This window comes from Microcystis protocystis FBCC-A270, assembly GCF_050500235.1.
Lineage (GTDB): Bacteria > Cyanobacteriota > Cyanobacteriia > Cyanobacteriales > Microcystaceae > Microcystis > Microcystis ichthyoblabe_A.
This window is the reverse complement of sequence record NZ_CP191407.1, coordinates 3,476,716-3,502,393: the sequence shown is the minus strand read 5'-3', so window position 1 is coordinate 3,502,393 and position 25,678 is coordinate 3,476,716. Positions and strand designations below refer to the sequence as shown.

25 protein-coding genes are annotated in these 25,678 nt (G+C 42.1%); 15 read left to right on the top strand and 10 right to left on the bottom strand.

The genetic code is table 11. The features are described from left to right. Positions 1 to 7: 7 nt before the first annotated feature. The gene (locus tag ACQY1X_RS17025; protein WP_103112363.1) at positions 8 to 298 is read right to left on the bottom strand and encodes a DUF4347 domain-containing protein; all 291 of its coding nucleotides are present in this window, start codon (positions 296 to 298) and stop codon (positions 8 to 10) included. A 284-nt stretch (positions 299 to 582) separates the two neighbouring features. Then, the gene (gene trmD, locus ACQY1X_RS17020; protein WP_430014924.1) at positions 583 to 1,278 is read right to left on the bottom strand and encodes a tRNA (guanosine(37)-N1)-methyltransferase TrmD; all 696 of its coding nucleotides are present in this window, start codon (positions 1,276 to 1,278) and stop codon (positions 583 to 585) included. Positions 1,279 to 1,651: 373 nt separating this feature from the next. Here trmD and ACQY1X_RS17015 point away from each other — a divergent pair, with 373 nt between their 5' ends. The 7 genes from ACQY1X_RS17015 to ACQY1X_RS16985 all read left to right on the top strand — a co-directional run bounded on the left by ACQY1X_RS17015 (position 1,652) and on the right by ACQY1X_RS16985 (position 7,454). After that, entirely contained in the window at positions 1,652 to 2,506 is an 855-nt protein-coding gene (locus ACQY1X_RS17015; RefSeq protein WP_002737451.1) for a cyanophycinase, read from the top strand. Between the two features lie 107 nt (positions 2,507 to 2,613). Further along, positions 2,614 to 5,247 (top strand): cyanophycin synthetase, encoded by a 2,634-nt coding sequence (cphA, locus tag ACQY1X_RS17010; RefSeq protein ID WP_430014923.1) that lies wholly within the window; start codon positions 2,614 to 2,616, stop codon positions 5,245 to 5,247. A gap of 115 nt (positions 5,248 to 5,362) precedes the next feature. Next, entirely contained in the window at positions 5,363 to 6,064 is a 702-nt protein-coding gene (locus ACQY1X_RS17005) for a DUF488 family protein (RefSeq protein ID WP_002794879.1), read from the top strand. Further along, entirely contained in the window at positions 6,000 to 6,446 is a 447-nt protein-coding gene (locus ACQY1X_RS17000; RefSeq protein WP_008206271.1) for a DUF488 family protein, read from the top strand. The genes ACQY1X_RS17005 and ACQY1X_RS17000 overlap by 65 nt, the downstream gene beginning before the upstream one ends. Next, a complete protein-coding gene (locus ACQY1X_RS16995) occupies positions 6,434 to 6,838 on the top strand; it encodes a dual OB domain-containing protein (RefSeq protein ID WP_430014922.1) in 405 nt (134 codons plus the stop codon). Before ACQY1X_RS17000 ends, ACQY1X_RS16995 begins: the two co-directional genes overlap by 13 nt. 5 nt (positions 6,839 to 6,843) lie before the next feature. Further along, positions 6,844 to 7,104: a dual OB domain-containing protein gene (locus ACQY1X_RS16990; protein WP_430014921.1), complete on the top strand. Its 261-nt coding sequence runs from the start codon at positions 6,844 to 6,846 to the stop codon at positions 7,102 to 7,104. A gap of 167 nt (positions 7,105 to 7,271) precedes the next feature. Beyond that, positions 7,272 to 7,454: a hypothetical protein gene (locus tag ACQY1X_RS16985; protein ID WP_223211044.1), complete on the top strand. Its 183-nt coding sequence runs from the start codon at positions 7,272 to 7,274 to the stop codon at positions 7,452 to 7,454. Positions 7,455 to 7,468: 14 nt separating this feature from the next. On the opposite strand, the gene ACQY1X_RS16980 is transcribed toward ACQY1X_RS16985, so the two are convergent. Next, positions 7,469 to 7,966 (bottom strand): hypothetical protein, encoded by a 498-nt coding sequence (locus ACQY1X_RS16980; RefSeq protein WP_036397476.1) that lies wholly within the window; start codon positions 7,964 to 7,966, stop codon positions 7,469 to 7,471. Positions 7,967 to 8,141: 175 nt separating this feature from the next. On the opposite strand from ACQY1X_RS16980, the gene ACQY1X_RS16975 reads away from it, so the two are divergent. Continuing rightward, the gene (locus ACQY1X_RS16975) at positions 8,142 to 8,510 is read left to right on the top strand and encodes a hypothetical protein (protein ID WP_016517126.1); all 369 of its coding nucleotides are present in this window, start codon (positions 8,142 to 8,144) and stop codon (positions 8,508 to 8,510) included. A gap of 144 nt (positions 8,511 to 8,654) precedes the next feature. Here ACQY1X_RS16975 and ACQY1X_RS16970 read toward each other — a convergent pair whose 3' ends face one another. The 5 genes from ACQY1X_RS16970 to ACQY1X_RS16950 form a co-directional block, all read right to left on the bottom strand. After that, positions 8,655 to 8,873, bottom strand: coding sequence for a DUF433 domain-containing protein (locus ACQY1X_RS16970; RefSeq protein ID WP_002746174.1), 219 nt, complete (start codon positions 8,871 to 8,873; stop codon positions 8,655 to 8,657). Between the two features lie 535 nt (positions 8,874 to 9,408). Further along, positions 9,409 to 11,097, bottom strand: coding sequence for a SulP family inorganic anion transporter (locus tag ACQY1X_RS16965; protein ID WP_430014920.1), 1,689 nt, complete (start codon positions 11,095 to 11,097; stop codon positions 9,409 to 9,411). Between the two features lie 128 nt (positions 11,098 to 11,225). Next, positions 11,226 to 11,909 (bottom strand): Mo-dependent nitrogenase C-terminal domain-containing protein, encoded by a 684-nt coding sequence (locus ACQY1X_RS16960; RefSeq protein WP_002754710.1) that lies wholly within the window; start codon positions 11,907 to 11,909, stop codon positions 11,226 to 11,228. A 243-nt stretch (positions 11,910 to 12,152) separates the two neighbouring features. Then, entirely contained in the window at positions 12,153 to 13,538 is a 1,386-nt protein-coding gene (locus ACQY1X_RS16955) for a UDP-glucose dehydrogenase family protein (protein WP_024969850.1), read from the bottom strand. Positions 13,539 to 13,583: 45 nt separating this feature from the next. After that, a complete protein-coding gene (locus ACQY1X_RS16950; RefSeq protein ID WP_002736922.1) occupies positions 13,584 to 14,510 on the bottom strand; it encodes a UDP-glucuronic acid decarboxylase family protein in 927 nt (308 codons plus the stop codon). Positions 14,511 to 14,682: 172 nt separating this feature from the next. Between ACQY1X_RS16950 and polA the strand changes: the two genes are divergently transcribed. The 4 genes from polA to ACQY1X_RS16930 all read left to right on the top strand — a co-directional run bounded on the left by polA (position 14,683) and on the right by ACQY1X_RS16930 (position 18,437). Beyond that, positions 14,683 to 17,553: a DNA polymerase I gene (polA, locus tag ACQY1X_RS16945; RefSeq protein WP_430014919.1), complete on the top strand. Its 2,871-nt coding sequence runs from the start codon at positions 14,683 to 14,685 to the stop codon at positions 17,551 to 17,553. A gap of 4 nt (positions 17,554 to 17,557) precedes the next feature. Next, the gene (locus tag ACQY1X_RS16940; RefSeq protein WP_002736270.1) at positions 17,558 to 17,803 is read left to right on the top strand and encodes a hypothetical protein; all 246 of its coding nucleotides are present in this window, start codon (positions 17,558 to 17,560) and stop codon (positions 17,801 to 17,803) included. 36 nt (positions 17,804 to 17,839) lie between these two features. Then, positions 17,840 to 18,088, top strand: a complete 249-nt coding sequence (locus ACQY1X_RS16935; protein WP_002759990.1) for a heavy-metal-associated domain-containing protein — start codon at positions 17,840 to 17,842, stop codon at positions 18,086 to 18,088. A 205-nt stretch (positions 18,089 to 18,293) separates the two neighbouring features. Continuing rightward, a complete protein-coding gene (locus ACQY1X_RS16930; RefSeq protein WP_228009614.1) occupies positions 18,294 to 18,437 on the top strand; it encodes a MerR family transcriptional regulator in 144 nt (47 codons plus the stop codon). Here the strand turns inward: ACQY1X_RS16930 and ACQY1X_RS16925 are convergent. Next, complete coding sequence (locus ACQY1X_RS16925) at positions 18,432 to 19,142, bottom strand: hypothetical protein (RefSeq protein ID WP_002736973.1); 711 nt, start codon at positions 19,140 to 19,142, stop codon at positions 18,432 to 18,434. The genes ACQY1X_RS16930 and ACQY1X_RS16925 overlap by 6 nt on opposite strands. Positions 19,143 to 19,146: 4 nt before the next feature. After that, the gene (locus ACQY1X_RS16920) at positions 19,147 to 22,455 is read right to left on the bottom strand and encodes an HsdM family class I SAM-dependent methyltransferase (RefSeq protein WP_430014918.1); all 3,309 of its coding nucleotides are present in this window, start codon (positions 22,453 to 22,455) and stop codon (positions 19,147 to 19,149) included. A gap of 361 nt (positions 22,456 to 22,816) precedes the next feature. Between ACQY1X_RS16920 and petC the strand changes: the two genes are divergently transcribed. From petC to ACQY1X_RS16905, 3 genes are all read left to right on the top strand, one after another. Further along, positions 22,817 to 23,356 carry a cytochrome b6-f complex iron-sulfur subunit gene (gene petC / locus ACQY1X_RS16915; RefSeq protein ID WP_061432350.1) on the top strand — a complete coding sequence of 180 codons (540 nt, stop codon included), beginning with the start codon at positions 22,817 to 22,819 and terminating at the stop codon, positions 23,354 to 23,356. 43 nt (positions 23,357 to 23,399) lie between these two features. Then, positions 23,400 to 24,386: a cytochrome f gene (petA, locus tag ACQY1X_RS16910; RefSeq protein WP_430013192.1), complete on the top strand. Its 987-nt coding sequence runs from the start codon at positions 23,400 to 23,402 to the stop codon at positions 24,384 to 24,386. A 133-nt stretch (positions 24,387 to 24,519) separates the two neighbouring features. Then, complete coding sequence (locus ACQY1X_RS16905) at positions 24,520 to 25,581, top strand: mannose-1-phosphate guanylyltransferase (protein WP_430014917.1); 1,062 nt, start codon at positions 24,520 to 24,522, stop codon at positions 25,579 to 25,581. Positions 25,582 to 25,678 lie beyond the last annotated feature (97 nt).

Sequence of the window (25,678 nt, the reverse complement as noted above, 5' to 3'; positions counted from 1 at the left end):
CACCGATTTAATAATAGAGGTGAATGGTGGTAATCTGGGGATTTTGTGGTAAAAAAGCGGATATTTGTTCGATTCCGTCTTGATTGGGAGAGAGAATAACCGTGGCGACTTCTGGAATTACCCCAGCTTGGAGACTTTGATAATCGCTAACACCAGCATCGAGGAAAACTACGGTAGCGGTTAAACGCTGATTTCTCGCACTATCCACCCGATTAGCTTGACTCAAGCCATCAGATTGAGCAAAATTGAACAAAACATCGTCAATAGCAGGAAAGCTCGGCAAAAGGGTAGAAGTCATGACGTTAACCGCAAAGGTTTATTGCTAACAGTTTTAGCCCAACAATCCCGAATTTTTCAATACCCCTGTAACAGAAATTAATATTTATTACAAGAAAACGGGTTTCTTGAGACAGTCGAGAAAACTATATATAGCGGTTTTCAGTCTGCTGAGGTACAAGAGTTATGGGTTTTAGGCAAGAGGCAAAAGGGAAGAAAAATAGGTGTACCTCACTAGCTTAGGAAACGCTATATTCATAATTTATCATTCATAATTCATCATGCCCACAGGAGCATTTTTGGCGATTAATCCTGTTCCTCTAGCCATTTTTGCCAGAGATCTGGACGACGTTCCTTAGTGCGATCGAGTTGTTGTTGATAGCGCCAATCAGCGATATCCTGATGATTACCCGATCGCAAAACCGGCGGCACTTGCCAACTGCGAAAGACTGGCGGCCGGGTATATTGGGGATAATCCAATAAACCTGCCTCAAAACTCTCCAATTTCAACGATTCTGCCTTACCTACCGTCCCGGGTAACAACCGCGTCACCCCGTTAATAATCGCTAAAGCCGGGATTTCCCCACAAGTTAGGACAAAATCCCCTAAAGATACCTCTCTAGTCACCAAATGCTCACAAACCCGCTCATCTACCCCTTCATAATGGCCACAGATGAGAATTAACTGCTGATAACTACTGGCCCAAGTTTTCAGTAAAGCTTGATTGAGAGGTTCCCCCTGGGGAGTCATCAGCACGATCTCCCGGGGTGGTAAAGTTTCTAAAGACTCGATCGCCTCAAAAATTGGCTCTGGTTTTAATAACATTCCCACACCACCACCGTAGGGTTCATCATCGACGCGACGGTGTTTATCGTGGGCAAAATCCCGGAGATTGACCAAATTTACCCTAGCGATGTCGCGTTCGAGAGCTTTTGCCAACAACCCTGACTGCAGCGGTGAAGTAAAAAAATCGGGGAAGAGAGTAATAATGTCAAACTGCACGGGGAAAATTAAGGCCTAGACTGGGATAGTGTTTAATGTATCATTTTGTCACGGCTCGATCGGTTAAAATCTTGCTAATTTGGCGCTAGTCTATCTCAATAACATGATAGACTATCCTGTACTGTCTAGGGGTTTTTCTGGCTCTAGCTTGAGTGATCGAAGTCTAGCCTAGACTAAAAGTTAACTAACAGTCCGTCATTGCCAGTGGATCGAAGAAAATTGCTAAAATCGCCTCTACTATTGCTTGATGTCCCGAAAAATATTCCTAAACCGCATTTTTTTCCATCAACCGTTCAGGGAAAATAAGATCAAGATACCTGTCCATCTTCCCGAAAAACCTTCCATCCCTAAAAATGTCTATTCGTTCAGTGACATGATCATCGAGCTAGAAACCCAACACCACCAAAATCCTACCCCCGTATCTCTCAAAACGGCGATTTTAGTCATTGGAGGTGCCGAGGATAAAGTCCACGGTAAAGAGATACTGCATACCTTTTGGAATCGCGCTGGGGGTAGCGAAGCAGTGATCGCTATTGTTCCCTCCGCTTCCAGAGAACCGGTTTTAATCGGCGATCGCTATCAGAAGATTTTCGAGGAAATGGGGGCAAAATACGTCAAAGTTATCGATATTCGTGATCGCGTACAGGGAGAAGACCCCCAATTTCAAGCCTACATCGAAGAGTGTACAGGTGTATTTATGACCGGAGGCGACCAGCTGCGTTTATGCGGTTTGCTCTCCGATACTCCCCTGATGGAAAGAATCAGACAAAGAGTGCAACAGGGAGAATTAACCCTGGCCGGAACTAGCGCCGGGGCTGCCGTTATGGGTCATCACATGATTGCCGGGGGCAGCAGTGGGGAAGCACCCAATCGGGCCCTAGTGGATATGGCCATGGGATTAGGTCTCATTCCTGAAGTCATTGTCGATCAACACTTCCACAATCGCAACCGCATGGCCCGGCTAATGAGTGCTATCTCCGGTTATCCCGAACGTTTAGGAATTGGCATCGATGAGGATACCTGCGCTATGTTTGAACGGGATGGCACGATGACAGTAATCGGCTGCGGTACAGTGACGGTAATTGATGCTAGGGAAATGTCCCACACCAACCACCATCACGTCACCGCTAACGAACCCCTGAGTCTGCATAATCTGCGGGTACATATTCTGGCCTACGGTGATGGCTATCATCTCAAAAAACAGCAAGTGATCCCTAAATTGGGGTAAAAAAACTCCTGAAAAACTGTTCACGATGAACAGTTTACCGCTCTCAGAAAACCAGACAATAAACAACGGCTTCTTTGTGCTTCTCAACAGCGAACATCAGCTATATCATGAAAATTCTCAGAACCCAAACCCTGCGCGGTCCCAACTACTGGAGTATTCGTCGCGACAAGCTCATTGTTATGCGTCTGGATCTCGAAGATCTCGCAGAGAAGCCATCGAATGAAATCCCCGGCTTTTACGAGGGATTAATCGACGTTCTCCCCAGTTTAGTCGAACATTACTGCTCCCCCGGTTATCGCGGCGGTTTCTTTGAACGAGTCCGCACTGGCACTTATATGGGCCACATCATCGAACATATCGCCCTAGAATTGCAGGAATTGGCGGGAACTCCCGTCGGGTTTGGTCGCACTAGAAGCACCTCCACCCCCGGAGTCTATAACGTGGTATTTGAGTACGTTGACGAGCAAGCGGGACGTTATGCGGGTCGAGCTGCCGTGCGTTTGTGTCAATCGATTGTCGATACGGGAACCTATCCTAAGCAAGAATTAGCCCAAGATTTAGCCGATTTACGCGATTTATGCAATAATGCCTCCCTCGGTCCGAGTACAGAAACCATCGTCAAAGAAGCACAAGCTAGAAATATCCCCTGGTTACTCCTGAGCGCTCGTGCCATGGTGCAATTGGGCTATGGCGTTCACCAAAAGCGCATTCAAGCCACTTTAAGCAGTTTTTCGGGGATTTTAGCCGTTGAGTTGGCCTGTGACAAGGAAGGCACAAAAACTATCCTCAAGGATGGTGGGATTCCAGTCCCCCGGGGTACGGTGATTCAATACTTGGATGAGTTGTCAGCGGCAATCGAGGAAGTGGGAGGGTTTCCCATCGTGATTAAACCCCTCGATGGCAACCACGGCCGGGGCATCAGCATCGATGTTAAAACTCAACAGGAAGCAGAGGAAGCCTATGATCTAGCCAGTGCCGCCTCGAAAACCCGCAGCGTGATCGTAGAAAGGTATTATAAAGGCAGTGATCACCGAATTTTAGTCATAAATGGTAAAGTCGCCGCCGTGGCCGAACGGATTCCCGCTCACGTCGTCGGTGATGGGCGCTCAACTGTAGAAGAATTAATCGAAATTACTAATCAAGATCCCAACCGGGGTGACGGTCATGCCAACGTTTTAACTAAAATAACTATTGACAAAACCGCCCTTAATGTGCTAGAGAAACAGGGCTATGAATTAACCAGCATTTTAGCCCACGGAGAGATCGCCTATCTGCGGGCCACGGCTAATTTAAGCACCGGCGGCATCGCCGTGGATCGTACCGACGAAATTCACCCCGAAAACGTCTGGATCGCCCAAAGAGTGGCAAAATTAATCGGTTTAGACATTGCCGGGATCGATGTGGTGACAGAGGATATCCGCAAACCCCTGAAAGAAGTGGACGGGGTAATCGTAGAAGTCAACGCCGCTCCCGGTTTTCGGATGCACGTCGCCCCCAGTCGCGGTTTACCCCGCAATATCGCCGCTCCAGTTATCGATATGTTATTCCCCCCCGGTACTCCCAGTCGCGTGCCAATTCTGGCGATTACGGGAACTAACGGCAAAACCACCACTAGCCGCTTAATTTCTCATATTTGCCGACAAACGGGGAAAGTAGTCGGATTTACCACGACGGACGGCGTGTATATCGATGATTATCTGGTAGAAAAGGGCGATAACACCGGTCCCTACAGCGCCAGTATGATTTTGAAGGATCCCACGGTGGAGATTGCCGTATTAGAAACGGCCCGGGGTGGTATCCTGCGATCGGGTTTAGCCTTTAATCAGTGCGATGTGGGGGTGGTGTTAAATGTGGCCGCCGACCATTTGGGTATCGGTGATATCGACACCATCGAACAAATGGCGAAGGTAAAAAGCGTTGTGGCCGAGGTGGTTAGCGCCGAGGGTTACGCGGTTTTAAATGCCGATGATCCCTTGACCGTTAGTATGGCCGAAAAAGTCAAGGGAAGAGTCGCTTATTTTTCCATGAGTCCCGATAACCCGATTATTCACGACCATATCCGTCGCGGTGGCATGGCCGCCATTTATGAGAATGGCTATCTGTCGATTCTAGAGGGAGAATGGACGCTGAGAATTGAGGAAGCGGTTAATATTCCCGTGACTATGCAGGGAATGGCTCCTTTTATGATTGCTAACGCCCTGGCCGCCTGTTTAGCCACTTTTGTGCATGGTATCGATATCGAGTTAATTCGCCAAGGGGTGCGGACTTTTAAACCTTCCGTGGCCCAGACCCCCGGTAGGATGAACCTGTTTGACTTGGGACACCATCACGCTTTAATCGATTATGCCCATAATCCCGCCGGATATGAAGCAGTCGGCGGTTTTGTCGGCAATTGGTCGGGAGAAAAAGTCGGCGTGGTCGGGGGACCGGGCGATCGACGGGATGATGATTTAATTTTATTAGGGAAATTATCGGCGCTTATGTTCGATCGAATTATTGTTAAGGAAGATAACGATACTCGCGGTCGCCGCCGGGGGGAAGTGGCCGATTTAATTCTCCGGGGAATTAGCCAAGAAAATGCCAGTTTGCGACCGGAAGTTATTCTCGATGAAACGGAAGCTTTAGAGAAGGCTTTAAGCACGGTTTCTGAGGGTGGTTTAGTGGTAATTTTCCCGGAAAGTGTCACCCAGGCGATCGATTTGATTGAGAAACATCGACCCCTGACCGATAATCAGGGTTAGAAGTTAGGATATTCTGCCTATAGAGTCACTTCTAGCCCGATGGTGTTCCCCTGTCTAGGCAATGGTTGATCTACAATGATTATTGTAGGCTTTCATCGAAGGAATAATAATATTGATGCAGTTATTCACCATCGGTCACTCTAATCACGAAATTGCCTCATTTATGCTTCTACTTAAGAAGCATAATATAACTGCCCTTGCTGATGTTCGTTCTCATCCTTATAGCCGATTTCTCAAGCATTTTAATCAGTCAATATTGTCAAATGCTTTAAAAAGTGAAGGCATTTACTATGTGTTTTTGGGCAAGGAATTAGGAGCCAGACCGAGCAGCGAAGAATGTTATGTCAATGGTAAGGCTTTATATGAAAAAATTGCTAAAACATCAGCTTTTAATCATGGAATTGAACGAATTTTACAGGGAGTGAAAAAACATCGAATTGCCCTTATGTGTGCGGAGAAAGACCCGATTGAATGTCATAGAGCGATTCTGGTTTGTCAACATCTACGTCATTGCGATTTAGATATTTATCATATTCTAAAAAATGGTGACTTGGAATCTCATGACCATCTGGAAGAAAGAATGCTGTTTAAACATAGTTTGACAGATTTTTCAGCAAGTAGTCAAAAAGAAATTCAGCTTTCTTTATTTGTCGAGCCAAATAGCAATATTCTCACAAAAGCAGAATGTTTGGAGAAAGCTTATAAGCTTCAGGGTGATGCAATTGCTTATATAGAAACAAGTGGTAATTATGATGAACAGGACAATCAATCTCTTTACAATCGGCTTTACTCAAAAGACTGCACAGAAGTTCTTTGATGACTTACAAAAAGCTGGCGTTAAGAGAGTTATAGATACTCGTTTAAATAATGTTTCCCAATTAGCAGGATTTAGTAAAAAAGCTGACCTAGAATATTTTTTAAAAGTCATCGGTGGCATTGACTATGTTCATGTTTTAGACTTAGCTCCAACTCAAGATATTCTTGATGAATATAAAAAGAAAAAAGTTGATTGGACAATATACGAACAAAAATTTAGACAACTTATTAGTAGCCGCAGGATTGAAACAAAAGTTTCTCCAGATGTAATTAATAACGCTTGTTTACTCTGTAGTGAGGCAAAACCTCATAATTGTCACCGTCGTTTAGTGGCCGAATATTTAAAGGATAAATGGGGGAATGTCAATATATGTCATCTCTGAAAAAAATTGTCTGTCTTGCTAATTCATGGAAATTAAATGAACGCTGTATCGCTGGAATTGATATTAGTTCAGGAAATTGGGTTCGTCCTGTGTGTGATTCTCTTTATCCAGAAGATGGCAGGGTTCCACGATCAGTTAGACTAATTTCTGGTAAAGAACCAAAAGTTTTAGATATTCTCGAAATTCCCCTTGCTGATACTGGCAATGATTTTGGGTTTGAATCGGAAAATTTTTCCGTTTTACCCGGTGAGTGGAAATGTGTAGGTAGATTCAATATCAATAATTTGGGAAAGTATTGTAGAACCCCAACAAAAATACTGCACAATTCAATTAAATATGTTAATCCTTCTTATTTGAAAAACATTTCAATCAACGTTATACTCTCCAGTTGATTCAAGTGCAGAGTTTTAGAGTATATCAAAAAGAAAATTCAAAAGGAAATTTTGAGTGGCGTGGCACAATTACAACAGCGAATGGTAACAGTTTGACAGAAGCAAAGATAACTGATCCCGTATTTGTCGAGAAATTAAATACAGGCTATCAACCTCAGCAAAACTGTTTTGTTACCGTCAGTCTTAGTCTGCCTTGGATCTCTTCGGCAAATTGGGAAGGAGAAGCTCCCTGCTGGAAATTAATAGCAGCTGTAATTGAATTATAGGAATTACGACTAGACAACTTTTTTATAGGTTGTTGGCTCGAAAAAATCTCTGTTCGTGAAATTTTCAGAGCTATGAACAGTTGAGTTTAACAGACTGAAGTGGGCGAGGTAAATTTAGCATAAATGCTGGAGCGATCAAGCGAAAATAAGGCTCTTCTCAACTTTGTGTGATAAGTTTAACTTATATAGTAGCGATCGATCTTTGTGTCCTCTGTGTCTCTGTGGTTCCTTCCACTCCCTCGCCCGCAAGACTGTATCTTAGAATACATTTTACCCACCAAATCCAAAAGAACCCCATTTCCCTATCCTTGTCAATTCTGTATCAAAGCAGCTTGACATCCATATCTTGATAAAGTTATCAAAGTTACTCTAGTTTGAGACTATCTAAAATTAATTGTATATCTAAATCAAGAGCTTGAGCAATTTGTTCGATCGTTAATCCTAATCCTATTAGTTTGGGAACAGTTTCTAGTTTTGCTTTAATAACATTATTTTCAGTTTTATAAATATGATAATTTTCTATTTCTCGATTATTAGAAGGGTTATGACAGAAAGTAACCTGATCAATTTTTACGGAATTTACTATGTTATTGGTACTACTCGTGGTAATAAATCTTTCAATTGCTGATCGAACAGTTGATTTATTTAATTCTTCCCCTAACACTTCCGAAAGAATGCGCCAAAGTTCATAGGCCTTATCTCTGGCATGACCTTCAGAACAATTATATTTTTCTGCTATTTTTGCATATTTCTGACCATCAAAAACGTTCTTTAAAATCCCTAATTGCAATGTATCGAGATGCTTTCCCGTGTGGTCAAAAACCAGATTATCAATAAGTGAGAAGACTTCTTGGGTATCCATGGGAGTAATGTTAAGATTTGGGGACATAATACCGTCATTATCCGTTATTTTCCGATATTTGTAAACATAGTTAACAAAACCTCCGACAATATCCGTTTTTTTCCGTCTTGACAATGTTTAAACTTATTAGTTAGGATTCTGCTTATCATGGTTGTTTTTGCAGTAACTACTCACTATGAGAGCCATTAAAATCCTCTTTATGTTCATTGGTGTAGGATTAATTAATTCTGCTCCCATACAAGCAAACAATATGAGTAATGATATTTTAATTAGCCAATCTCGTCGTCAGTATGAATGTACGCGGAACGGAGTTAATCCTACTATATCAGGTTCTCTGTTTTCAGATGGATATTACTGTTTAATACCTATATCAGCAGGTAAGTGTGTAGGTTATGCTGATGCTTTTGGATACAGTCGTATTGGTAATTCAGATCCTAGAGGAATGATAAGCTGTAAGAATGTCGAAATTGCAGAAGATAGACTAACAGGGAAAAAATATTATCGATTTGGTTCAGGAGATAAATTTATCTTGGAAGGAAAATAAGTTTATTGTAGATTCTGTAATTATCTTTACAGTTGACCATTCTTGATCCCAGTCCATCCCATTTGCGGAACAGTTTTGATATTATAACCTGTAAACTACCTCATTAATCTTCGGTCAATACATTCATCTAAAAGAAGCCTCATTTCACGCTACCCTATCAATAAGCTCTTTTTCAAATTCTGCAAGTAAGCTAATAACTCGTTCTCTTGTTACCGTTGGAAAACCCTCTAAAAAATCATCAATTGATTCTCCTGCTTTAAGATAATCAAAAAGTGTTTGTATCGGAACTCTAGTACCTGAAAAAACAGGAACACCACTCATAGTTTCAGGAGATACATGGATAAGAGGCGAATATTTAGCCATTTTGATTACCTTCTTAGCTTCTACAGAGTAGATTAACCCAGAGCAATACGTCTTGTCTTCATATTCTAGCCTAGATTCTTGAAAAATGGGTTAAACTGATGCTAAATAGGGTTTGCTGACAAAGTACGGGCGAAGCATTCGGGCAATAACCTATCGGTGAAACCGTAGATTTTTTATCCGAATGCTTCGCCCCTACAGGACGCGGGCCGATGAAGACGCAAGGTTTTGAAGCACGATTCTCTCAAAATCTTGCACCTGTTTCGCGAGAAAAGCCACAAAACCCTTACCTTGCCTACATTTCACCTTTATTCAGCAAACCCTAAATAGGTTAGGGAAGTGACTTTCAGTTAATGATGCTAAAAATGAACAATAATCTAAAATCAAGCCGATAATGACTAAATGCAACCGACGGAAGCCCAACTTAGACAACTCTATCAGCTAATTTCAATAAAGTCCGAAAACTATGCACGGGTAGGTTCTTTATGGGAGGGGAGGTCGGCGATGACCTTCTCGACCCCTAATGATTTAGTATCAGTTAACGATTTTTAAAAGCTTCGATCGCCGCCGGCAAAGTATAGTAAATCCTCTCCTCGCTAATTTTATCTAACAAGCGGGAACGTTGCAATTCTAAGTACAGATCGTGTTTAACCCTCGCTAGGGCGAAAACTATACCCTGTCTTGATAATTCTGCTGCTAATTCCTCAAGAATCTCCACTGCTGTACTATCCAATTCCCCAAGGGCCTCCGTATTCAAGACAAACCATTCTACCGGTTTTGTCTCCCGGGCAATGGCACTGAGAGCGCGACGTTTAAAGTCGGCCGCATTAGCAAAAAATAAGGGGGCATCGTAACGATAGATAACCAACCCCGGTATTGTTTGCGCTTCCGGCCAATCCTGGAGCGCGTGTAAACCCATCACCCCCGGAACCGTACCCAAGACGGCATCATCGGGCCGGGTAATGCGGGCCAATAAATCGATAACCGAGAGACCGATGGCGATGGCAACCCCGCTTAAAATCCCCGTGGTTAGCACCCCCACCATGGTCAGGACAGCGAGATTAAACTCACTATTGCGAAAGCTTTTTAGTCGTTTAGCGCCAGCGATATCCAGCAGTTTACAGGCTGCATAAATCACCAGCGCACCCAAGGCTGCCTTGGGAAAGAGTGCCAGTACTGGACCGAGGAAGAAAATGACCGCCACCACCACCCCTGCCACCACCAGGGAGTAAAGCTGACTTTTACTACCCACGGAATCGCCCACCGCGGTGCGACTGGCGCTGCTGCTGATGGGAAATCCCTGACAAAAACCCGCCGCCAGATTCCCCAGTCCTAGGGCTAAAAATTCTTGATTGGCATCGATTTCTTGGTTATGACGTGCGGCGAAGGCTCTGGCGGTCAAGACGTTATCGGAATAGCCCACCAGGGCAATGCCGACGGCCGCGGTTACTAGGGGTAGTAATTGGGAAAAATCTAGGGTTGGTAAGCCAAAATTGGGCAAAGTCTTGCTAATTTTCCCCACTACTGCCACCCCCTCTTGATCGAGATGGAGGGTGGCGACGGCGAGGGTTCCCAGTAAAACCGCCAGCAAGGGACCCGGTGCTTTGGGAAAATATTTTTGGATGACAAATAGAAATAGTAACAGCAATAGAGCTAGGCTAAGGGTTGGCCAGTGCCATTGGTTTATTCCCCAGAAAAAAGCGAAAATTTCTTTAAAAACCGTATTTTCACGGATTGACAAACCACTAATTTTACCCAGTTGTCCCGCAATCATGATCACTGCCACTCCCGCCATATAACCGATTAGGATCGGTTTGGAGAGTAAATTAGCTAGAAATCCCAAGCGGGCGATGTAAGCGACAAAACAGATTAAACCGACCATTAGGGCTAAAAAAGCCGCTAAACTGCCGTAATTTTCCCCTTGAAGGCTCACCAGAGGTGCGATCGCTGCCGCCGTCATCACTGCTGTGGTCGATTCTGGTCCGAGGGATAGTTGCGATGAGGAGCCGAAAAGGGCGTAAACTAGGGCGGCTGGCACGAGAGTCCACAATCCCACCACGGGATCGACCCCGGCCAGGTCGCCGTAAGCCATACACTGGGGAATAGCGTAGGCTGCCACGGTGACACCTGCGAGTAGATCTCGGCCCAGCCACTGCCATTGATAGGAGCGCAGGTTTTTTGGCCCGGGTAAATCAGAAAAATCGACTCGTCGGGAGTTTTTACTCATATTTTCTCTGTCAACGGCGACTTAACCTAATTTTAACGGAAGAATTGGCTAGAAAAAGCCTTGAGGCTGAGATGTTTTCTTTCAGCAGGATATTTATACCATTTTAGCCGTAATTTTAGTTAAACTGGCTAAATATACTCGGAAATATCCTCTTGACAATCATCGGCTAAGTATGATAGAGCGCGGAAACGTAAACCGACTAATTGTTCGTAGAGAGGATTTAACTTGCACAGAGGCGGAATATGGACTAATTTATGGCCAAACAGCACGATATCGCGTTCAAAAGGACATTGAGGCGGCACCATTTTGCAGATAAACCGGGCCAAGCGCGGATCGTGCATTTCCACCCCATCTAACCAGTCTTTGAGGGGATGCAGCAGATCTGGGTGGGGATGTTCGGCACTGATAAACTCGGATTTATTCGCTTCTGTGGTAATTTCGGGAATTTCACAGATAGTATGTTCTAAAGCTGACAAGGCCTCGATTTCTAACCCGAAAGCATCCCGATAACTACGCAGTAATTGCGCTTCTGCGGGGGAATAAATGCCATCGGCGATCGCTACCATAACCGCCGTGCGGAGGAAGTTTTCTGATATTTTGGGGTCATGACCGAAACTTGCGGCCAATTCTTCGGGACTAATCGATTGATAGAGAACGTGGTCGTCATCTAATTCTAATTCGTGAGCGAAACGGGCGATCGATTCCTGCTCGCTGGTGCTATAATCCCCATCAGACCAGGCAATTGTCAGTAATCCCCGTAACCAGTCCCTAACTTGTTCGTTAGTGTAGCGGTATTGAACAGAGCTAACCATAGGTATGTATTGCTAAAACTGATTCTAGTTTCTCAATTTAATTCTACCCATCGCCCCTGGATTCTAGTGGCTCCTGTTCATATCATTTAACTATAGCCAATAACCCCATGGTCAGATCGGAATTTTTCGTTTTTCAGCCAGCATAATCGGGCAATTTTCGCCCCTAGGAGCAGGGGTAAGTGGTGCTGCTTCTTGTACCTTCCCCAACCGCGTCAGTCCTACTGAAAAGGCGGATTCCTAGGATTAACGTCCAATACCGAGGTAACGGAAACCAGCTGCTGTCACCACCGCAGGATCGAGGAAATTGCGACCATCAATTAACACGGGTTCGCGCATGGTTTTAACCATTTTGCCGTAGTCGAGACGGAGGAATTCTTGCCATTCCGTCACCACCACCAAAGCGTCACAACCATCGGCCAATCTTTCTGGATCCGATTCGATAATCACACCGCTTAAACCGTGACTTAAACCACTTTGGGAAACGATCGGATCATAGGCTTTTACCTTAGCACCTAAACGATTTAACTGTTCGATCATGGTTAAAGCCGGAGCATCGCGCATATCATCGGTATCGGGTTTAAAAGTTAATCCTAACAAACCGACGGTTTTACCCTTGAGGATTTTTAATTCCTGTTGCAGTTTTTCGATCGCAATTGTCCGTTGACGTTTGTTAACATTGATAGCGGCGTTAAGTAATTCCGTTTCGTAACCGTAGTCTTCTGCGGTATGTACCAAAGCCGACACATCTTTGGGGAAACAGGAACCCCCCCAACCGATCCCGGCCGAGAGGAACTTGCTGCCGATACGGGAATCTAAACCGATACCTTTAGCCACTTGGGTGACATCGGCCCCGACGCGATCGCAGATGTTAGCTACTTCGTTAATAAAGCTGATTTTGGTGGCTAGGAAGGCATTAGCGGCGTATTTAATCATTTCCGCCGAACTGAGATCCGTAACCACTACGGGAACGGGAGGCAAGGAGGTATCTTCAGAGAATTGACGTTCAACCAAAGGCGCGTACAATTCCTTCATCATTTCGATGGCTTTCGGGTTATTACTGCCTAAAACAATGCGATCGGGGTTAAAAGTATCATAAACCGCCGAACCTTCGCGTAAAAATTCGGGATTGCTGACCACATCGAAATCCGCTTCGATGCGTTCTATTGTACTAATACCGCCACCAGCGGCCACGAGATTTTTTTGTCTCTCGGCCACCCCATCGAGGACGATCATCCGTACCCAATCCCCAGAACCGATGGGAACGGTAGATTTATTGACGATTACTTTATAACCACCGTTGAGATGGGCCCCAATACCCCGGGCCACCGCTTCCACATAACGGGTGTCACTTTCTCCCGTGGGTAGTGCTGGTGTACCAACAGCGATAAAGAGGATTTCACCGTGTTTAACTCCCGCTTCTAGGTCCGTGGAAAATTCCAGATTGCCAGAGGCTGCTGAAGACTGCATTAATTCCGATAACCCCGGTTCATAGATGGGGGATTGTCCCGATTTCATTAATTTGACTTTTTCTTCATTGTTGTCAATACAGATGACATGATGGCCGATATGTGCTAGACAAACCCCAGTGACTAAACCCACATAACCCGTTCCGATAACACAAACACGCATGATAATCACTCCAGTGACAATTAAGTTAATTTTATTGATTAGGGATTAGCTTAGACGAGAACGGAAATCCTCGATCGTCATTTTTAAACCCTGACTTAGAGGAATAGTGGGACTCCAATCCAGATAGGTTTTAGCACGAGTGATATCCGGTTGTCGTTGCTTGGGATCATCTTCCGGTAGTGGTTTATAGACTAATTCGGCATCGGGATTAATCATGCCTTGGATCACTTGCGCTAATTCCAGAATTGTGTATTCGTCGGGATTGCCGAGATTAACTGGCCCGATAAAGTCCCCATTCATCAAACGCATTAACCCTTCCACTAGGTCAGAAACATAGCAAAAACTGCGGGTTTGGGAACCTTGACCATAAACCGTCAGGGGTTCACCGCGCAAAGCTTGCACGACGAAATTACTCACCACTCGTCCATCGTTTTCCAACATTCGCGGGCCGTAGGTGTTGAAAATCCGGGCCACCCGGATATCGACTTTATGCTCCCGATAATACTCGAAAGCGAGGGTTTCCGCTACCCGTTTACCCTCGTCATAACAGGAACGCGGCCCAATGCAGTTGACGTTGCCTCGATATTCTTCCGTTTGGGGATGCACATCGGGATCGCCATAGACTTCTGAGGTAGAAGCGAGCAAAAATCGCGCTTTTACCCTTTTAGCTAGGCCCAGCATATACAGAGTCCCTAAAACATTGGTTTTAATCGTTTTTACTGGGTTATATTGATAGTGGATTGGGGAAGCAGGACAGGCCAGGTGATAGATCTGATCAACTTCTAGACGGATCGGCTCGGTGATATCGTGACGAATTAGCTCAAAATAAGGATTTCCTAGCCATTTAACGATGTTTCGGCGCACCCCCGTGTAGAAGTTATCCAGACAGATCACTTCATGACCCTGTTCCATCAAGCGATCGATTAGATGGGAACCAATAAAACCCGCACCGCCTGTAACTAGGATTCTCATGTAATTGACAAGTAAACATATAAAATTATTCTTAAAATACCCTTACGCTGGCTTTTTGGCAAATATTTTTTTTGACGGGGTGTTATCAGCGATCGCCGATTCAAGGCTAATGGCTGAATAATGGCTCGGTAATCCTTAAAATGGAAATAACACGCAAATTTGAGACTAGATTATGATCAGTGCCGAGCAAAATAAGCTATTTATCCTGATTGATGGGCATTCTTTGGCTTTTCGTGCCTATTATGCCTTTGCCAAGTCTCGTTCTGGTCCTCTGCGTACTTCTAGCGGCATTCCCACCAGTGTTTGTTTTGGGTTTTTAAATTCTCTGCTGCAGTTACTAGAAACTCAAAAACCCACTTATTTAGCAGTTGCTTTTGATTTAGCAGTCCCTTCTTTTCGCCATGAAGCTGATGTTAATTATAAGGCTAATCGGCAAGAAACTCCCGAAGAATTTCGCCCCGATTTAACTAATCTGCAAAGTCTCTTGGCAGCGATGAATATTCCTATTGTGACTTCCCCTGGTTATGAAGCAGATGATGTTTTAGGAACTTTGGCAAAACAGGCCGGCGATAATGGTTATACAGTCAAGATTTTAACAGGCGATCGAGATTTATTCCAATTGGTAGATGAGGAGAAAAAAACCACGATTCTCTATCTGGATATTAATGCGGTCAAAAGTACATCGGGACAGGGTTATACAGAATTTAATTCCCAAGCTGTCACGGAAAAGTTAGGGGTGACACCAAAACAGGTAGTAGATTTTAAAGCTCTTTGCGGTGACAAGTCTGATAATATCCCCGGGGTGTGCGGAATTGGCGAAAAAACAGCGATAGATTTATTAAAAAAATACGATAACTTAGACGATATATATACCAATCTGGAATCGATCAAGGGAATGGTAAAAACTAAATTATTAGAGGGAAAACCCGCCGCCGAAAGTTCTCGCTATTTAGCCAAAATTGCCCTTGATGCCCCCGTTAGTCTCGAAGAGGATAAATTTCGTCTCCGAGGTTTTGATCGGCGTTTAGTTAAACCTTTATTGGAAAGATTAGAATTAAAGAAAATTCTCCAGAAACTCGATCAAATTCAACAGCATCTAGGTGGCACTCCTACCCTAGAATTAACTAGCGATGCTGATTCTAATCAATTGTCTCTGTTTGATTTACCCCCTATTTCTCCACCAGTTCTAATTGCTCCGGAAATTATTGATACTATTCCTAAGTTAGATGCTTTACTGGCCAAATTAACAACTTTCACTAATCCACATTTTCCTGTCGCTTGGGATACCGAAACCACAGATTTAAATCCTCGTGTAGCCAAATTGGTCGGGATCGGTTGCTGTTGGGGAAAAGAATTAAATTCTATGGCCTATATTCCCATCGGCCACCAGAGCGGTGATAATTTAAATCTAGAGATAGTCCTCGAAAAATTACGCCCAATTTTAGCCAGTGATAATTATCCGAAAGTCTTCCAGAATGCGAAATTTGATATTGATGTTTTTTATCATCAAGGAATTACCGTTAAAGGTCTAGTTTTTGATACTATGGTGGCTAGTTATGTCCTCCATCCCGAACTAACTCATAATCTCGAAGATTTATGCGATCGCTATTTGGACGGTATCAGTTCCCTTAGTTATAAAAGTCTCGGTATTCCTACGGGAAAAACTATCGCTGATTTAGATATTACCACCACTGCTAACTACTGCGGATTAGATGCCTACGCTACCTATTTACTTCGAGAAAAATTACAGGCAGAATTAACTAAAATTCCCCCTTTATATCAATTATTCTCAGAGGTAGAATCTCCCTTAGTAATGGTGCTGTGGCAGATGGAAAATTATGGTATAAAAATTAATATCAATTATCTAAAAAACTTGTCCCAGCAACTAGAAAGAGACTTAGCAGACATAGAAAAAAAAGCTTATGAATCCATCGGAGAAACTTTTAATCTTGGCTCTCCTAAACAGTTAAGTGAAATCCTTTTTGATCGATTAGCACTCAATCGCAAAAAATCCAGAAAAACTAAAACAGGTTACTCCACCGATCAAAGTGTTTTAGAGAAACTACAAGGCGATCATCCCCTGATTGATTATATACTTGAACATCGCACCTTATCTAAATTAAAATCCACCTATGTGGATGCTTTACCGAAATTAGCCGAACCAAAAACCGCAAGAGTACATACAGATTTTAATCAAACCATTACCAGCACCGGACGCTTATCATCCTCCAATCCTAACCTACAAAATATCCCCATTCGCAGTGAATTTTCTAGACGAATTCGTCAAGCTTTTATTCCCGAAGATGGTTACTTATTAGTATCAGCGGACTACTCACAAATCGAGTTAAGAATTCTGGCTCATCTCAGTCAAGAACCAGTTTTATTAGAAGCTTATCGTAGTAATCAAGATGTTCATAAAGTCACCGCTCAATTGCTCTTTGATAAAGGGGAAATTACCCCAGAAGAACGCAGTTTAGGAAAAACAATTAACTTCGGAGTTATTTATGGCATGGGAGCGCAAAAATTCGCCCGTGAATCGAAATTAACCGTAGAACAGGGCAGAAAATTTATTGAAAAATATCATCAACGTTATGCCCAAGTATTTGAGTATTTAGAGAATAGCAAAAAACAAGCGATCGCTCAGGGATATGTAGAAACAATTTTGGGCAGAAGACGTTATTTTAACTTCGATAATCCCCTCTTAAAAAGACTGCGAGGACTGTCCTTACATGACATCGATTTAGATAGCCTCAAACTCAACAACGAGGAAGCACAATTATTAAGATCGGCTGCTAATGCGCCCATTCAGGGTTCCAGTGCTGATATTATTAAAGTAGCGATGGTAAAATTGGCCGAGGTACTGCAAAATTATCGAGCGAGATTACTGCTGCAAGTCCATGATGAATTAGTCTTGGAAGTACCGAGGGAAGAATGGCCATCCCTAGAGTCAAAAATCAAGACGACTATGGAAGAAGCTGTCTCCTTGACGATCCCTCTCTTGGTAGAAATTAAAGCCGGTGACAATTGGATGGAAACCAAATAAAACTATGATCGAAAACAGACAATTTTTAACCCCAGAAGAATCGGCAGATGTGGACGCTGCCCTCTTAACTTCTCCCGAAAAATTCCTGACTCGTTTAACGATTTCTTCCCTACGCTTATTAAAAATAATCGCCGAGGATACGGGAGTAACCCTAGAAGAGCTAACCCATAAACAGGTCATTCAATGGCTAGAAAAAGATAGTAAACTGCGTCGGGAACAGGGGATCGAAGCGGCAGTGCTGAAATGGTAAATAAACTCTTAAAAAATCAGCTACCCCTGACAATTTATGCTAGTTTTTAGCTATAAAGTTACTGGAGTTACAACAATGACAATTACCCTAAAAGTGCCTAGTATTGCCTGTGAAGGTTGCGCTAATACCATTACTAAAGCGATTAATAATCAGCAACCAGCAGCCCAAATATCGGTGGATGTAGCCAATAAAATCGTCACCGTAGAAACCACCGCATCCCCCGCAGAAATTGCCCAATGGATCAGCGAAGTCGGCCATACTGTTGAGTCTAGCAGTGAGGGTTGACATTCTCCCCCGTTAAAAATAAACCTCTCTGGTAAAAATCCAGGGTAGTTCTATTTTTGTGTTGCTCAGATTAGTTTGACTCCCAAGCTTTCTAGTTGTTGGTTTATCCAAGCGGTTGCCGTTTCTTCATCGGTTTCTATCGCTTTTTCTACTCCTATTTTAGCAATTTCTAAGAGTTGACTTAAAAGGGAGATTGATGATTTTAATGAATCCGAATCAGTTAGAATTAGCAGTTTATGATGCTGAGGATGCGTTTTTAAGGGTCAATCGCCTAGGTTTCTCCTTAGTTCGGTTTTGGGGTGATGAGATTCATGAGCGTTTAATGGAGAATTTGAATAAATTTTTATGATGAGGTATCGTCATTGTTATCAGTTTTTTTACTTCGTAAATCTACCCATAGATGTCTTAAATTAAATGGACTAGGTGGCACATCAGGACGTTCTAGTTGATGGTCAAGACGACTCACATCATTTTGCCATCCTTCCAGCGATAAAGTTAACTCTATAATGGTTAGTTGTGAACAATGCTTATTAACTTCATTTAAAATTTCTCTTAATTCCATATTTTGAATATAACCAATCATTGCTCCCGAACTGACGGATTTTCCATAACCCCATTCAACTAATATAAATCTGTTAATCCCATTTAGAATATAATTTTTGTTAAGTATCCATTGGGAACTTGATGGAGAACCGAGTCTTTTAGCCTCTAAAGTGTAAAATTTATCCATTCTTTCAGGATTTGTTTCGTTAGTATCACAGATTCCCCATTGAAAATCAGGTCGTTTATATTCTCGTTTAGCTCCAATGCTATCATCAGCATCAGGTTGATTATTGGCTTCACACATACAAGGCCATTCTATTCCTTGATTAGAAATAGTTAATTGTTGGTTGGCATAACGGACAAAAAAGCATAGTTTTCGATTAAGTTCATCTTCACTTTGGGGTAATTCTTGGTTCTTTTGAAGCATTTCTAAAGCAAGCCTAAAAATAGCTAAAACTCTCTTTTCATGATTACCCCATATATCTTTTTTTAATAAACTTGGTTTTGTCATAAGTTTAGATCCTTTCTTGAGATTCTTGTAAGTTAATAATTTGAAGCATTGTTGCCTCCGCATCCTCACGCGCCATGCTACGAGTCCAGAATCTTCGTTCATTACGCTTAATAATAATGATTTCTGTATCAGAAACCGAACGAACTAAACCATCAAGATAAATTTGATGGCTATTATAGGGAACTAATAAACCGTTTTCTTGTCTTGCTAATTGAGCAATAATTCCTATCCATTGTTTTTGATCTGATTGGGAGACAGGTTGAGGTTTTTCTCCATACTCTTGTGTAGAGAAAATAACGGCTAACATAGGATTTTCTAACCCCTGAAATTGAGGACGAATAATCTGCCAACTGAATTCACCATCAGGTTCTAATTCTCGATTCCAAATATCTAAAAAGGCTTGTAAATAACCTTCTAATCCTTTTTGAGTTTGACGGTTTTTATTAATATCGTTGAGAAGTCCTTGATTTTGTTGAGGATAGCTCTCAACAGGTTTTACTGCTTTACTGTTGATATGATTATAGTAAAACTCTATCCCAACATCACACATATCACGAATGAGATCCCGTTCAGCAATCGTGAGATCATAGACATCAAATATTGCCTCATCTAATTGATATTCTAATTCAGTGAGTTGTGCTTCTATTTTTTCTGGAGTTTTTCCTTCAGGATGTTCAATACTATACTTTATAGGATTACAATTCTGTAATTGCTCAACAATATCGATAACTTTTTCCCGAATACCTTGATCCTTTGGAAAAATAATCGGCAAACTTAAATATTCATCCTTATAAATTCCATCATGCCATATTCCCCATTTGCTAGAAGTCAGAAAAAAGTAATAACGAGATAATGAAGACCATAAAGTTCCTAATATAATTTTATATTTCCATTCTTCAACATCATGTAACTTGATACAATTTACTGAATTTGTAAAACTGAAGTTTTCTGATTCTAATCGAGCAATAATTTCTCCTTTTTTTCTAGATGCTTGACTAATGCCATGTTTAATCAATAATCTTTCACCATAGAATAAAGATTCATTCGCTATACGATGCACTTTTTTGGGAGATGATGTAAACCAGTCTTTTTGAATAGAAGAATAACGTTGAAATTTGGGAATCGGTAGATTTTGATATTTAGATAGCCATTGTGGTGCTGAATAAGCACTTCCAGTTGTAAACCCTTGACCACTATTGTTAGGATCATGTAATTCTTTTAATGCTGGAGCTAAAGTTATACCTTGAATTAAACCAGCATCTTGATGATTTCCCCAATAATAAATTTTCCATAAAGAATCATTATAAAATAGTTCACTTTGTCTGATACCACGACGATCCATAACACTCAAAATAACAGCTTGCACATTTTTAATCATAGCTGTTTTTTTAGCAGACCAATAAGTGACAACTTGATCTTTTAAGGTTAACTCTGTCTGATTGACTTTCTGAAAAATAATTGAAGCAAAAGGAGAAATTGAGGCACTAGATTGGTTTTTATTACCAGATTTAAAGAAAATATCACGAACATGAGCAAAATTGACAACTTCTTTTAATAAGACACTGTTTAACCATTTTTGTCTAAATTCTTTGCTTTTATCATGGGTCTTAAAGAAAATACCTGTTGATACCACTAATGCTGACCATCCATTATCTTTTAAAAAATCAAATACTCTCCAGATAAACGCTTGAGAACGTTCTTTATCTCCGACTGGATAATCACGTTCTTGACACCATTGTAAAGCGATATTTAAGTCTTTTGTGCCTTTTTTATCCTTCGTTTTAGGAGATCCCCAAGGAGGATTACCGACAACAACATCAGCACATTGACTACTAAAATTTCTAGATAATATCAAATCCTCTGAGTTAGAAAATTCTTGAAAAGCATTATCGCAGACTAAATTATTAAAGTGATTATCCTCAGATAACCCATTCGCTTGATAAATTAAAAAGGGTAATTTTTCACCTCGTTTAATTTGTGATAAAATGTTTCGAGGCTCTTGATAATTTAATAAAGCAAGATATAGACTAAATGCAGTAATTCTGATAGCTTCTGAATTAATTTCTATGCCAGCTATCTGATTTTTTAAGATTTCTCTTAACTCTTGCCAACTTAATCGCTGTCCCTGATTTTGATAGACTCGATGTCTCACAATTCTCCGAAATGCTTCCACTAAAAAGATTCCTGAACCACAACAAGGATCAAGAATACGGGGATGAGTTGTCAAACAATCTGACGTTAAAACTTTAGACAAGACAAATTCTACTAATGAACTCGGTGTATAATGCGTCCCATTATCAATATTTTCTGTATTTGACTCATGATAAAATTCTTCATAAATACTACTAATTAAAGAAATAGGAATTATATCAAATTTATAAGCCCAGAAAAATAATTTTTTTTGTGGATCAATATTTCCCTGTAAAAATTCTTGTAAGAGAGATAAATGCCGTTGCTCAACAGATTCCGCTTCTTGTTCATCAGAAGGGAACATATCTCCGTTAAAATCTTGACTCAACTGATTAAATAAAGCATACGTAAAACTTTTATCACTTAATATTTTGATATAATGTTGTTTAGCTTCAGTTTCCATATTTAACTGATCGTCAGGAGCATTAAGTAAGGCTTTCCATGTTGCATTGTTTTGTGCTATTGCTTCAAAATACTCTTGAGTTAAAATTCCTCTATCTTCCAAATAGCGAATAAAAATTGATCTACCAATTAAAGCATGAGCATATTTACGTTTATTTTCGCTTAATCCTTCACGGATTAAGGCTAAACGAACTGTTTTTAAATCTTTGATCAGTGATTGATCAGCACGTTGATTAGATGTTTCAAAACGCTCATCCTCAAAAAGCTTCCCTGATTCGATTTGTTCCCGTCTGTATTGATAAAGTTTTGAAGTTACTTCAAGTATGTTTTGGGCAACTTCTAACGGTCTATTATTTTTCTTCCAATCTTCTATACTTCTAGCAGGTGGTTTGGTTAGATCGTAAATAGCTAGTTCACCTTCTTTCGCTAAAAATAGGTAACTTGGTCTAGCCATACACCATATTTTATTAAAGATTTGCCGTACTTTTTCATCTTCTTGAGTATCACATTTAGCAAAAATAATCACAGGATTATTATTAATAAAAAAAACTTTTTCTGCTTCAACTTGCTGGGCTAATTCTAACCAATCTCCTTTTTCTATCCACTCTTCTAAAGTTATTTCTGACAATGACGCTTTTGAACTCACTAAGTCGCCTTGACTAAAATCGAGTTTATCATAAGCATATTCTAACAATTCATAAGCAGAATTAGCTGTCATCATCTTGAGTAAATCACTGGTAATAGTTGATTGTGTTGGTTAGAGTCACATAACCTAATCTTTGGTTTTTTTGAACTATTTTTAATAGTATGACTGATAGGAAGCGTAACTGTCAAGTAAACAGACAAGCCGCCATTATGTCAATTTTTTAATAATTTGCCTCTAGCACTGAAAGCGAGCAAACAGCGATCGCATTTGGCGCAGCTTTGCTGTGGCAATTGTCCGTGACTCAATATCTGTAATAATCTAATACAGCCCTTGTAAACCTTCTTTAAGCTCTGGGTTTTCGTCTTGATCGAGATGCACAAAATCGCCCTTAGATGAGAATTAGTTTACAAAAATTTACATTTGGAGATAAGGAGCAATGAGTCAAGTTTCCGGTACAGATGTTCCCGATTTGGGGCGTCGTCAATTTATGAACCTGTTGACCTTTGGTACAATTACCGGAGTAGCAGCGGGTGCTTTGTATCCGATTGTTAAGTATTTTATTCCCCCCTCGGCCGGTGGTACGGGTGGCGGTGTCACCGCTAAAGATGCCCTAGGCAATGATGTGATTGTCAGTCAATTTCTGACCACCCATAACCCTGGCGATCGCACCTTAGCCCAAGGCTTAAAAGGCGACCCCACCTATTTAGTCGTCCAAGAGGACAAAACCCTGGCCAACTACGGAATTAACGCCGTCTGTACCCACTTAGGTTGTGTGGTGCCTTGGAATGCCAGCGAAGAAAAATTCATGTGTCCTTGCCACGGTTCCCAGTACAATGCCGAAGGAAAAGTAGTTCGCGGTCCAGCGCCTCTATCCTTAGCCCTCGCCCATGCCAACGTCACCGATAATGATAAAGTCGTCTTCTCCACTTGGACGGAAACCGACTTCCGCACCGGCGAAGAACCCTGGTGGTCCTAGATTATTCAATGTGACGAGATTTGGAATTATTCAACCGATAGAGATGAGAACATTCAACTTTTTAAGCTTCCCGCAAGTCCACAGACAGGCCCTAGTGAAAGCCGTCCTCGTGGCGATCGCTACCGTTTCCCTACTCCTAACCAGCGATGTCATTAACCCCCAATCTGCCCAAGCATATCCTTTTTGGGCGCAACAAACCGCCCCGGAAACCCCCAGAGAAGCCACAGGTCGGATTGTCTGCGCGAACTGCCATTTAGCCCAAAAACCCGCCGAAATTGAAATCCCCCACTCGGTATTACCCGATAGCGTCTTTGAAGCAGTGGTAAAAATCCCCTACGATCCCGCCAGTCAACAGGTGTTAGGAGACGGATCCAAGGGGGGTTTAAACGTCGGTGCAGTCTTAATGCTACCGGATGGTTTTAAAATCGCGCCCCCCGATCGCATTCCCGAAGAAATGCAGGAAAAACTCGGTGGAGTCTATTTCCAATCCTACAAAGAAGGTCAAGATAACGTGGTTATCGTTGGCCCCTTACCCGGTGATCAATACAAAGAAATCGTTTTCCCCGTCCTGGCCCCCGATCCTAGCCAAAATAAAGGTATTCACTTCGGTAAATATGCTGTGCATTTAGGGGCCAATCGTGGTCGTGGTCAAGTGTACCCCACCGGTGAACCCAGCAATAATAACGCTTTCAAAGCTTCTACCGCAGGTACAATTAGCCAGATTAGCAAAACCGAAGCCGGTGGTTATGAAGTCACCATCACTTCCGAAGCTGGCCCCGTGGTGGAAAATATCCCCCCAGGACCTGAGTTAATCGTCTCGGAAGGTCAAGCGATCGAAGTGGGACAATTTTTAACCAGTAACCCCAATGTTGGCGGTTTTGGTCAAAAAGAGACGGAAGTTGTCCTACAAAATCCCGGCCGGATCAAAGGATTGGTTTTATTCCTCGGTGGTATTATGCTCTGCCAAATCCTCTTAGTTATTAAGAAAAAACAAGTGGAAACAGTACAAGCGGCCGAAATGAATTTCTAATCGCAATATTTCGGTTATTTTTGCTAGAAAGCGGGTTATTTGCCCGCTTTTTAGCTTTGAGTCAGGAAAATGCTCACCCCTCGCTGCCGTCTGATACAATCGGTTCAGCTTAACCGATAAGTGTCAATTTTTTATGAATCAGTCGCTTGTTCCAGTCATTCTCGCCGGGGGTAAAGGGGAACGTTTTTGGCCTCTCAGTCGTCTAGCGCGTCCGAAACAGTTTCTCTGTCTTGATGGTAGTGGTCGCAGTCTTTTACAAGCAACGGCCGATCGTCTATTATCTTTAGGGGCAGGTTGGGAAAATCTCTGGGTAATTACCGCTAGTGCGATCGCTGATGGTGTCCGCGAACAACTGCCCGATTTACCGGAGAGTAACCTATTAGTGGAACCGGTGGGCAAGGATACGGCCCCGGCTGTGACTTGGGCTACTTTAGAAGTGATAAAACGTTATGGTAAAGAAGTGGCGATCGGTTTTTTTCCTGCCGATCATTATATTGGTAATCAAGAGGCTTATATTAACACTTTAAAAGCGGCCGTAGAAGTGGCCGTCAGCCAAAAAGCGATCGTTACTTTAGGAATTAAACCCGATTATCCCTCCACCGGTTACGGTTATATCGAACAGGGAGAAAATCAGGGCGAATTTAATGGTTTACCCGTCTATAAAGTGAGTCGTTTTACGGAAAAACCCGATCGCACCACGGCCGAAAAATTCCTAGAAACGGGACTTTTTAGCTGGAATAGCGGAATGTTTATCTTTCAAGGACAAGTAGTTTTAGAGGAGCTAAAAACCCACGCTAATAATATTTTACAACCTCTGAGCGATCGGGGCATCGCTGCCTATGAGGATTTAGAGAAAAAAAGTATCGATTATGCTTTGATGGAAAAAACCCAACTCGCTTACGTTTTACCCGCTAATTTCGGTTGGGATGATCTGGGAGATTGGAATGCTCTGGAAAGATTACTGGAAGCAAAGGGCAAAAATATTGAACTGGCCAATCATGTCGGTTTGGACACGGAAGGCTCTATTATCTATGCTAGTGATGAGGAAGAAGTGATCGTTACTATTGGTTTAAAAGATCTGGTAATTGTTCGCGACGGTAAAGCGACTCTCGTTGTCCACAAAGATCGTACCCAAGATATTAAACAAGTTCTCAAGCACTTACAAACCGATCCCAAATTAGAGAAATTGTTATAGGATTGATAAGTAGGGTTTGCTGAAAAAGTAAGGGCGAAGCATTCGGATCGGAAATCTAGGATTTCAGCGATAGGTTATCGCCCGAATGCTTCGCCCC

What these genes read in the sequence shown, in the direction of transcription:
- ACQY1X_RS17015 (WP_002737451.1), top strand. Translation starts at nt 1,652, where the DNA reads ATGATCATCGAGCTAGAAACCCAACACCACCAAAATCCTACCCCCGTA.
- ACQY1X_RS16950 (WP_002736922.1), bottom strand. Translation starts at nt 14,510, where the DNA reads ATGAGAATCCTAGTTACAGGCGGTGCGGGTTTTATTGGTTCCCATCTA.
- petC (WP_061432350.1), top strand. Translation starts at nt 22,817, where the DNA reads ATGAGTCAAGTTTCCGGTACAGATGTTCCCGATTTGGGGCGTCGTCAA.
- ACQY1X_RS16905 (WP_430014917.1), top strand. Translation starts at nt 24,520, where the DNA reads ATGAATCAGTCGCTTGTTCCAGTCATTCTCGCCGGGGGTAAAGGGGAA.
- ACQY1X_RS17005 (WP_002794879.1), top strand. Translation starts at nt 5,363, where the DNA reads ATGCAGTTATTCACCATCGGTCACTCTAATCACGAAATTGCCTCATTT.
- ACQY1X_RS17000 (WP_008206271.1), top strand. Translation starts at nt 6,000, where the DNA reads ATGAACAGGACAATCAATCTCTTTACAATCGGCTTTACTCAAAAGACT.
- ACQY1X_RS16995 (WP_430014922.1), top strand. Translation starts at nt 6,434, where the DNA reads ATGTCATCTCTGAAAAAAATTGTCTGTCTTGCTAATTCATGGAAATTA.
- ACQY1X_RS16955 (WP_024969850.1), bottom strand. Translation starts at nt 13,538, where the DNA reads ATGCGTGTTTGTGTTATCGGAACGGGTTATGTGGGTTTAGTCACTGGG.
- ACQY1X_RS16940 (WP_002736270.1), top strand. Translation starts at nt 17,558, where the DNA reads ATGATCGAAAACAGACAATTTTTAACCCCAGAAGAATCGGCAGATGTG.
- ACQY1X_RS16960 (WP_002754710.1), bottom strand. Translation starts at nt 11,909, where the DNA reads ATGGTTAGCTCTGTTCAATACCGCTACACTAACGAACAAGTTAGGGAC.
- ACQY1X_RS16975 (WP_016517126.1), top strand. Translation starts at nt 8,142, where the DNA reads ATGAGAGCCATTAAAATCCTCTTTATGTTCATTGGTGTAGGATTAATT.
- ACQY1X_RS16980 (WP_036397476.1), bottom strand. Translation starts at nt 7,966, where the DNA reads ATGGATACCCAAGAAGTCTTCTCACTTATTGATAATCTGGTTTTTGAC.
- petA (WP_430013192.1), top strand. Translation starts at nt 23,400, where the DNA reads ATGAGAACATTCAACTTTTTAAGCTTCCCGCAAGTCCACAGACAGGCC.
- ACQY1X_RS16935 (WP_002759990.1), top strand. Translation starts at nt 17,840, where the DNA reads ATGCTAGTTTTTAGCTATAAAGTTACTGGAGTTACAACAATGACAATT.
- ACQY1X_RS16970 (WP_002746174.1), bottom strand. Translation starts at nt 8,873, where the DNA reads ATGGCTAAATATTCGCCTCTTATCCATGTATCTCCTGAAACTATGAGT.
- ACQY1X_RS16930 (WP_228009614.1), top strand. Translation starts at nt 18,294, where the DNA reads ATGAATCCGAATCAGTTAGAATTAGCAGTTTATGATGCTGAGGATGCG.
- ACQY1X_RS17025 (WP_103112363.1), bottom strand. Translation starts at nt 298, where the DNA reads ATGACTTCTACCCTTTTGCCGAGCTTTCCTGCTATTGACGATGTTTTG.
- cphA (WP_430014923.1), top strand. Translation starts at nt 2,614, where the DNA reads ATGAAAATTCTCAGAACCCAAACCCTGCGCGGTCCCAACTACTGGAGT.
- ACQY1X_RS16925 (WP_002736973.1), bottom strand. Translation starts at nt 19,142, where the DNA reads ATGACAAAACCAAGTTTATTAAAAAAAGATATATGGGGTAATCATGAA.
- polA (WP_430014919.1), top strand. Translation starts at nt 14,683, where the DNA reads ATGATCAGTGCCGAGCAAAATAAGCTATTTATCCTGATTGATGGGCAT.
- ACQY1X_RS16965 (WP_430014920.1), bottom strand. Translation starts at nt 11,097, where the DNA reads ATGAGTAAAAACTCCCGACGAGTCGATTTTTCTGATTTACCCGGGCCA.
- ACQY1X_RS16920 (WP_430014918.1), bottom strand. Translation starts at nt 22,455, where the DNA reads ATGATGACAGCTAATTCTGCTTATGAATTGTTAGAATATGCTTATGAT.